The organism is Candidatus Electrothrix sp. (genome assembly GCF_052785085.1).
On record NZ_JALAAI010000140.1, the window covers coordinates 1 to 9,242 of the forward strand.

The 9,242-nt window shown below is 47.4% G+C and carries 1 protein-coding gene; it reads right to left on the reverse strand.

Going from position 1 to position 9,242, the window contains the following annotated elements; genetic code table 11:
* Nucleotides 1-351: 351 nt before the first annotated feature.
* Entirely contained in the window at nt 352-8,631 is an 8,280-nt protein-coding gene (locus tag L2082_RS16755; protein WP_446011997.1) for a hypothetical protein, read from the reverse strand.
* Nucleotides 8,632-9,242 lie beyond the last annotated feature (611 nt).

The following is a 9,242-nucleotide window of genomic DNA, read 5'->3' on the forward strand; positions in this document are numbered from 1 at the left end:
AGGAAATAGACCAGGTCGCAGTGAACCGCGGGCTGTGAAGCGTCGTCCAAAGGCCTACCCTCGTTTGACAGTACCAAGAAGACAAACGGCGTAATCCTGTGGTCAACCACTTAAGGTCGTGCCATTAGTACTAAGAGTGTATTAGGCAGGTTGAACTTCCGTGTATCTCCCAGGATATTTTCCAGCGGGTCAAGGTTGTTGACAAAAAATGTACGAAGAGCAGCATTATCAGACGGTATATTTAATATCGCAATTTCAACATCTGCTCTCCAAATGGACAAAGGACCATGAACAGTGGCAATCTGTAAATTGTCTCTATCTGCTAAATATGATAAAAAAGAAGTCATCTTATCAGCCCTCCCCGTCAGTTTTACTGCTCAGTATGTCTATAGCCTGAAACGCTTCACTCACCGGCGTGGCTGCACCTCTTCGTGCTCTGACCTTCAGTGTTCTGCCACGCAGAGTATTCACATTTTTATTGAGCAAGTTCTGAATTTTCTTCTGATCCTTATCCTTATCCTCACTCTCCTCAAATAACGCTATAAGGGCTTTAGCTTGGTCCTCAATCAAAAACCCTGTGCAGGTTATTACCTTTTCAACCGGGTCAAAAGATATTTCATTCGCCAGAGTATCCGGTATTTCCATCGACGTTACAGAAAGTGGCTCCGAAATTATCGTTGCAGACTCAAACTTTGTCCCCTCAGCCGCCTGCAATTTAAACTCCAGCATAAAATGTGATGTTTGGCTTTCCGGTTCTTTTGGAGTTATCGGAGGATGTTGAGGATTATAGTTAAGCTCATCTTTATCAGGAGGAGGACTAGCAAAACGTCTACCTAGCTGCCGTCTCTTGAATTTTCCTGCTTTCTTATCCTGATCCAGCTCAAAGAAAATCTCCTCCTGCACTTCCACATTACCACTAAAGGTCTCAACAATCTGGTAGACAACATCAAGATCAGGCAGTGCTGAGATCTTCATTTTCATTATCACGTTTCCCTCTTCATCCTTAAGAGGCTCGTCAGCGTCTTCATGGGGCCAATGTGACCGTGCCTTTTCCGGGAGACAATCCCAGTAGCGTTCCAGACGAAGCTGGACGACTAATTGCCATTTTTCCTTCTCCTCTCCCTCCTCTTGCGTTGTATATTTCTCCCATTTAGCCGTGACAAGCGGTTCCGGCGACTGATATTCAAAATCACGCTGGGTGATTGTATTCCGGGGAGATACACCGGTAGTTGTCTGGGCCACCAAGATCATCTTATGCTCGTAATAATACGGAAGCCCCTCCATCTGTACCACCAAGGCTCCCTGCTGGAACCGACCGAGACGTTTGGGCAACGCCAGGGATTCCTGCTCAGCGTCGGCCCCTAACTTCGCAGGTGCTGCGAGAGTTAACGGGATGTTGGCACTAAGGTTATGCACCGCCTGTATACTTACAGTGCCTACCTCATGCTTATGCAAGTATCTATTGAAGTTGACATAATAATTTTCGTAAGAAAAACGACGCACTAAGGTGAAAGCAATCTGACGGAAGGAAAGTTGTCGCATCAGGGTCTGGTTGCGCTCAATCAGGGATTGCTCCCAGTGCTTGGCAATAATTACTTCCCAAGTCGTTCCCGGTTGTTTAGCCTGTTGCTCTTTGGGGGTATAATCTAAACGCCTGCTACTGATAACCAAGGGTTTGTCGATGGGATAGGTACGGTCAAGGACAACGTCCAAGGCCGCAGAGTTATAGTCAAGTCCTGCTGTTTCTGTTTTATCCCGTTGTTCTCGGAATTTCCGTCGTTCTTCCTCCTCCCAGAGCAAAGACGACTCCTCAAAACTGCGCCAGAGCAGATCGTACCGTCCATAAGGCTTGATGTAATAGCGGTAGTTATGGGCCCACCTGTCCTGAATCAGGTGATCGTATGTCAGGCGGCCTTGCGCGTCAGGGGTGACATAGGCCGGGGTGCCGCTACGCGGGTAGGCTGTTGCGAGCCACGGGCCTTCGGCGGTTTGGAAATTCTTCTTACCCACATCTTTTTCAAGCACTTGGCCCCCAGCCTCAAAAAAACGCTGGGCCCAGATCAGGAAGGCGGGTCTTAGGTTTTCAAGAGTTTTGTTTTTGTCTTCTACCCTTGTAAAGACTGGTAGCTCAATTTTTTCTCCCTCCGGCTTGGCAGAATTCAAGGTTTCAAGATATTTCTTAACCTTTGTCCATTCTCCTCCTGTTGTCCATTTTTCCGGGCCAGAAGAGTCTGTTACCGATTCCGAACTAAAGTATGGGGTAATATTCTTGGGAGCTGTGAAGTAACTCGTATGTCTCCCCCACGCCTTATTTGTAACGTCAAATATCTCTGGAGGGCTGAATGTAATGCCTACAAGTAACTGATCTTGCTCCCCCTTAAACCCCTCTCTAACTGTGGCCTTATCTTTATCTGCCACTTTGGGTTCCTTAACTTTGATATAGCCAGTGCGTTGTTTGTCTCCTATTTCAAAATGAGTATAAAACAGATGTTCCGAGCCAACTTCAACTATCGGTTGATTATGAGCAAACCAGAGTTCTATGTCTCTCTGGTCACCCTGAATATCATCCTTACTTCCCCTTAACAGTACAGTTGTTTTTCCGTTAAGCGGCATGGTAAAGGGGTACTCAACTTTTTCTTCACCAGCTTCTACAGTCAAGTGCGAGGGACTCTGACCCTCTGATCCGGTTTCTTCTGAAGATGATGACTGCATAACCAAATCAACTTGTTTGTCATACTTTGGAAAAACAAGTAGTGCCTCAGCACCTGCTGGCCCGGTGATGTCCATCTTCGCATAGTGCAATTCCTGTTTAATGCTTGGACGGAGACTGAGCTGCATAAGGGCTAACAGCCCATCTGCATTGACCGTGCTATCTTTTTCTAAATCTACCGCCTTACCTGGCTTGAAGAGTAGTTCAACGTGTACATGTTGCTTGACGTCAAAAGGAACTTCTTGATATACGATCAGCCTATTTTCATTGCGCTTAACTAGATATTTATTATTGTTTAACTGCCATTGATTTTCTACTGGGCCTTCCGTGGCAGTGGTTATCCCTTCTATTCCTTTGCTGTTAAGAGCACGCTGCAATTCATTAGGAATACTATCTTGCTGGCTGTCTCTAGGGTTATCCTTTGTAATTGCAGAAGTTATTTCTATCCAAAGCGAATCGGAATAGCCCTCAAGAACACCATGTACAGCTTTTAACATTTCTTCGTCAGTAATCAGTTTATTATCCTCTTCACTGAATCCGACAGCAGATGGTTTCTTTCTCAGACTAAAGGTGACAGACAACCCCATACGTTGCAACGCAGACCACCCATAAGGGTCCGTCCTGGCATCTGTTACATTTTCAAAGAAATTAATTGCCGTTGTCGGAAGGGTGGCAGGCAATGCCTGAACATCAACGGTGTATGTCTCCAATCCTGCAATATCGCGGGGATTATCCTCCAATGCCTCCACAATACCCTGAAGAACCGGATGGAGGACTGCTCCCCCAGATTCCGGGCGTCTGACATGCCCTGGCCATTCCGGCCAAACCAGGATAGATTCCCGCCAGGAATACCACGGCTTCAGCGCAGTATCGGATTCTGCCGGGTTGGCTTTATTTTCCTCTGGTCGCCGCAGGATTATACTGGGATACCATGCCTCCCACTGACTGGGACTCAGGGTGTTATCAGGGGTCAGCCATAAATCCTCAGCCTCGGTCATCTGGACATCCTGAATAGGTTGCAGGGCCTGGGCCAATAAATCATTATCCTTAAAGGTCGCAGTAGTATGAGCATCAATATCCAGTTGGAGGAGTTTATACCCGGCATTCATATCCAAAGGATACGCTTTCTTCTGACTCGGCCCTTGGTTCCATTGAAATCGGATACAACGAAAACCGGCAGGATGCCGCTGATGTCCGATATTTTTTATATCTCCTACGAATCTAAATTGTTTACCTGCATCTTCCTTGGGCATCGGAAAAAAGGCATCGCCAGTAACCGCACCTTCATCCTCCGGCGGCAGAAACGGCAGATTGATACGCTTTGGCAGCCATTCTAGTTCCGCAGGCTGACGTTCTTCCGGTCCCCTTTCTATTATTTCATCCGACTCCTTCCCTATTGATGTGGCCTGCAGGGATAGCTGAACCGGTACGATAGCAGAGCGAATATTATTAATAGAAACTGTACGAATAAATATCCGCCATGATTCAGGGTGCCATAACGTCTCCACATTCTCATCTGAATCCTTATTAATTTCAGTCTCAGATGGATATACTCCTTTTTCTACTAAAGTACTGACAGAAAGGTTTGCCCGACGATCTGTACGCGGACCAAACGCATCAAGATCGACAACAATATCGCCTGGAAGAGGACGGGCATTGGAGGCGGGCAAAGACTTTGTCCGAGGTCCCTGTGAACTGCTGTCCAATCCGTAACTACCGATCGGCATGGTATCGCTGCGCCTGAAAATCAGTTGATATTTACTGATAGCCGGTGTGTTCATTGCAGCCACCTGGGGTTCTGTCCACAACACTTCTAGTTGTTGTTTCGGATCGAACAACGTCGGCTCCAAACTTACCTCTTTTTCGCTTGTTTCTGTTTTATTTTCCTCCTCCTCTTTTGGTGGAGGCACTAATTCATAAACAACAACCAACTTCGCATCAACCGGGACCAACGGCGGTGTATTCGGATACCGGGTGGCAATCAAGGTCAAGGGGCGACCTGTTCCGCCTGCAAAGTCAATGGGTGTAATATTGTACAAATACCTCAGCCCGGTTACCGGCAAAGCTGCTTGGTCAGCCAAGGTCTCATGGGAGAAATGATCAACGATCTGAAAGCGAGGTTTCAGGGCTGTCAACACACCCTTATTATTGCGATGCAAAATCTTGACCGGGCTGATGGTATTGACAACGTCTGCCTCTTTGCTGTCAAGGGCCCTCCGTTCCACCCGGTAATGGAGCAGGTGCTGTTCCGGTTCTTTTTGAGCCTCCTCCTGTAATGCGCTGATTTTTTCAGCATGAGGCCAATTCAGATCCCAAGCAACAGCAATTGTATTTGCATCGGCATATTGTCGCACCTGATCAAACTGCGGCGGTTGTTCTTCAAAAGAACAATCTTTCACGTTAAAGGTTGTAACTGCCTTGAAATCCTCAGAAGGAGGCACTGCTTCAGAGTCATCAATAGTTGTCCTTTGCCATATACTAGGATTATTAGATTTACCATCAGGATTATTCAAAAGCCAAGCGGGCAATGCTTCTTCTTCCAGAACTTCTTCTTCTGAAACTTCCACCTTGAATACCAGCCCCATAAGAAACGGTATCGATTCTTGCCACCACGGTTTTTCTTTTTTCCGATCTTCGTCAGTCATTTCAGCATAACGCTTCAGGTCAGTGACGATCTCCTGAATTATAGAACCTCGGAACTGACGAGCCTGTTGTTCCTTGAGGGTCGTTTTCTTCTCACCTTCCTCCTTTACATTTCCATATATTGATGTATCAGGCTTAAATGCCTGATCAAGCAGTTTATCATAGCGATTATTCTCTGTATCATGCTTAAAGAGGGGAGAACTACGGAACTGCTCTAGGGCACCCTGCACAGCTGATTCATAGGCACTCTCTGAAGGATTCAAAACTCGTTCGTCTCTGACTGCTTCGCCTTCAACTTTCTCCAATCTCGGATCGCGATGAGCATTTTCTGGCCGCCCAGTTGGCTTATCATCCAATATATCAATATTCCCTTCACCATCCTGATCATCTGTAGTAAGAAAAGCCTGCAAGAGATGAAGTCCCAAGTCTACTCCCTGCTCACCCTGTTCAGCAGGACCGGCATATTCAACAGGAAGCTTCGTTGCCCAGTTAACCTTCCACTCTCTGGACCACCGTTCCGCATCATCAGTGTTCCACTCATCGGACCACTCTTCCTTACCATCACCTGCAAATCTGTACTGGCGCAACGTTACCCCTGGTTTCGGTCGAGGAATCTCTAATACAAAATCTCTTGTGACCTCATCGTACGTGATAGACTTCCCGTCATCACCAATAGATATTGTTGGAGGAGGAGGAAGAAATCCTTGCTCCCCGCCTTTGGGCAAAAGAACAAAATAAGCCCGTTTAACCGAACTGTTGTCCTTATTGTCTTCTGGATCCCGAATAACAAATATACTATAATTCGGTGCTTCTATACCTAACGGAGTCTCTGCTTCCCGTGCTGGTACAGGTATAACACCTCCTGCATGATCAGTATCGCTTGAGTCACCAGAAGGCCCCCCATCTGCTGCACTATCTGAATCAACAGGTATTGCCACATCACCGGCTACTGCGAGAACTGCTGATCCAACAGGTGGTGCAGCCCCAGCTACTATAGCCGTGGGCTGTCCTCCAGGTTGAGCAAGTGCTGCAGGAGCAGAAGACACTACCCTGGGACTGCCGCCAGAAGCAGCACGGGCCTCATGTCCCAATGGTTTACTTTTTTCTTCCGTAGCAGTAACACCCGGCATTGCAGTACTTACATCACCTGCTTCCAGACCAACCTTGAGAAAACGTTCCGTCCGTTCAAAAGCCGTCGTCACAGCACCATCATTCACCGCAAAACGGGCACTCAACTCCAGACTATGTCCTAAAACAGAGACAGACAGCGTTCCCTCGCCTCGTATGCCTGCTCCACCGATCAGGATACCTGTCTCCAATCCTGCGGAAAAATTCACCGTTTTGCTGAGGCTGTAGGTCTTTCTGATCTTGTATGTTTTCCAGGGAGTGCGAATCTTAAACTGAAGCCAGGCCCTGAGGGTGAAATCAATGCTGGCCTCCAGCCCTATTGCCCCGTAGAAGGCCGTATCAGCATTAAAATCCACCAAGCCACAGACCCCAATATAGCGGGCTGCAAAAGCAACATTTGCCGTGGCACTGATTGAAGCACCGACAAATCCCAGGTCTACGCCAGCCTCAACCGTCAGACTGCCTCGGGCCTGAAAACTATTGCCGATCACCAGCTCCCGCTTGGAGATACGCATCAGGTAACCGCCCTGACACTCCACCTTCAGCGGCCCAAAATCACCACTCCATTGCAACTGGTTAGGCCATCCCAACTCATAATGGGCCAGTCCGGGTTCCAAGAGGAGCGTAGCGGCAAACTTGCCATTTTTAATTGCCTCCTGAAAGAATGCTGGCATAGGGGGATTAACACCGGGATGACCATCAGGATTGGAGGCCAGCTGGGCCAGCAGACGTTTCTTGCGAGGTGAATAAAGGATAAATCCGGTAAATAACGGTCTACTGGGCAGATTATCTGTTGTCTGAGGGTCTTGTTTAAATGAATAATAGTTGGTAAAGAGCCAAAATCGGACGGCCATAAAAAAGGTCAGGTCACTGCGCAGGGCCAACACAGCATCAAAGAGATAGGTGCTGGCCAACTCTTTTTCCTTGTCCTCATTCCAATCCAGAAAGCCCTTTGCCGCACTCGTCTGAGAAAAAAGGGCCTTCAAGACGAGGGTCCAGCGGGGATCTTCGCCTTTTTCCTCCAGATTAACAGCCCATGAAGAAACCCTATGCACATCTCCTTGGGTAATGGACAATTCACGTAATTCCTTAAGCAGTTCTGCAAGATTGTCCGTCCGGTCAGCAGCCTTGATGCTAGCCAGGGTATAGCGGTAACCAAACCCTATGCCGATCTCCCGTATATAAAGCCCCAGTACCGGTATCTGAATACTGACCTTTTCTATTTGCAAATAGATGAACCAAGCCCGTACCCACGGTGATGAGGCATCACGCCGTACCCGCAGGAAGGCGAAACTAGCAGCAATGGGCGGCATTCCCTGGATTTCCAGGCGACCTTCCCCGGTAAATCCCTTTTGTCCAACCATGCCCTCTGAGGCTATTTTATCGATAAAAGTGACCGTTCCGTTTAATTTGAAGGCCTCACCGAAATTCAGTGCTACTGGCAAAGCGTTAAAATGAATACGTGGGACTAATTTTCCTTCTTCCGGCAGGCCGATATGCAGGACATGGTAATCAATCTTGTTATTAGCTGCGTCCCCGGCTCCTTGGGCGAATTTTAATTGACCGGTGATTTTCATGGCCCCGTCGCCTTGAAAGACATCGGCCTGAGGCATGAATCCTACCCCCCGGATTTCCATGCTAAAGCAACCGAGAAAACTGAAGGTAACCGGTTTAGGCAGCTCTATGAGGAAATTAACATGATTTTTCAGGACACTGACATCACCTGTCAGGGGGCAGTCCACCAGCTCAATCTTGATTGCGGAAAGAAAGGCAAGGGCACTGTTTTTGTCATCCGACGGATCAGGGCAGAACTGGGCATTGCCGGTCAGAGTGAAGTAGAGATGGTACTTGCCGTCATAGTGAAATTTAAAGCCGAGGGCATCAAGGCTGAATTTAAAGCGGGTGGATTTGCAATGCAGTGGTTTAGTGCCCTGCAACACAGCTGCACCGCTGACCAAGGTGAGCGAACCATTTTGCTGTTCAAACTGCAATTTCACATCTGCGGTTCCCTCACCGACCAGATCAGGAGGCAGGGGGCCGGAACCGGCAAGGGTGAAGGACTGGATCTGGTTTTCAACGATCTTAAAGCCGCTTTCGGCAAAGGTAAACTTGGTGTCCAGACCGTTCAGACGGGCCGGGCGGGGCAGCACTTCTGCGGTCAGGCTGACGCCTTTCTCTGACAGCTCGAAGTCCTTTACCTCAAAGACAATCGGGTCATCGCCCAGCAGGGTGTATTCAAGGTAAAGTGAGCAGCCATCAGCCTGTTTGATACGGTAGTCGTGTTTATCAGTAACTAAGGTGCAGAAATGATATTTGCCATCTTGATCATTATCTTTGCTCCCTTTGAAACGCCATGTGAGGCCTAAGAAACTTCCGGTTATTTCTTCCTTGTCAGAGGTTACAGCAATCCCTTTCTCATGCGTTACCTTAAGGGCAAATGTTGACCAACTGAACGCAAGGTTTATTCTGGTATCAAGTTTTAATTCGCCGATATTTATTTGAAGCGGTATGGTAAGAGGAATCAGGCTTTCTTCCCAATCAAAATCACCGGGTTTAGGTTTTCCTATCTCAATAAACTGATTTTCAGAACTATTTTTTAAAAAAGGAAATCGAAAAAGGTCTTTTTTATCCTTTCCTACAGGCCCCTGACAGCCTTTTTCTGCTAGCTGGTTAATCTTTTAATTTTACACCAGAAAAAAATGGACATTTGAGATTTTTCTGGTATTAATGTAATAAAAAACGATTTGTCATTGGTAACCAA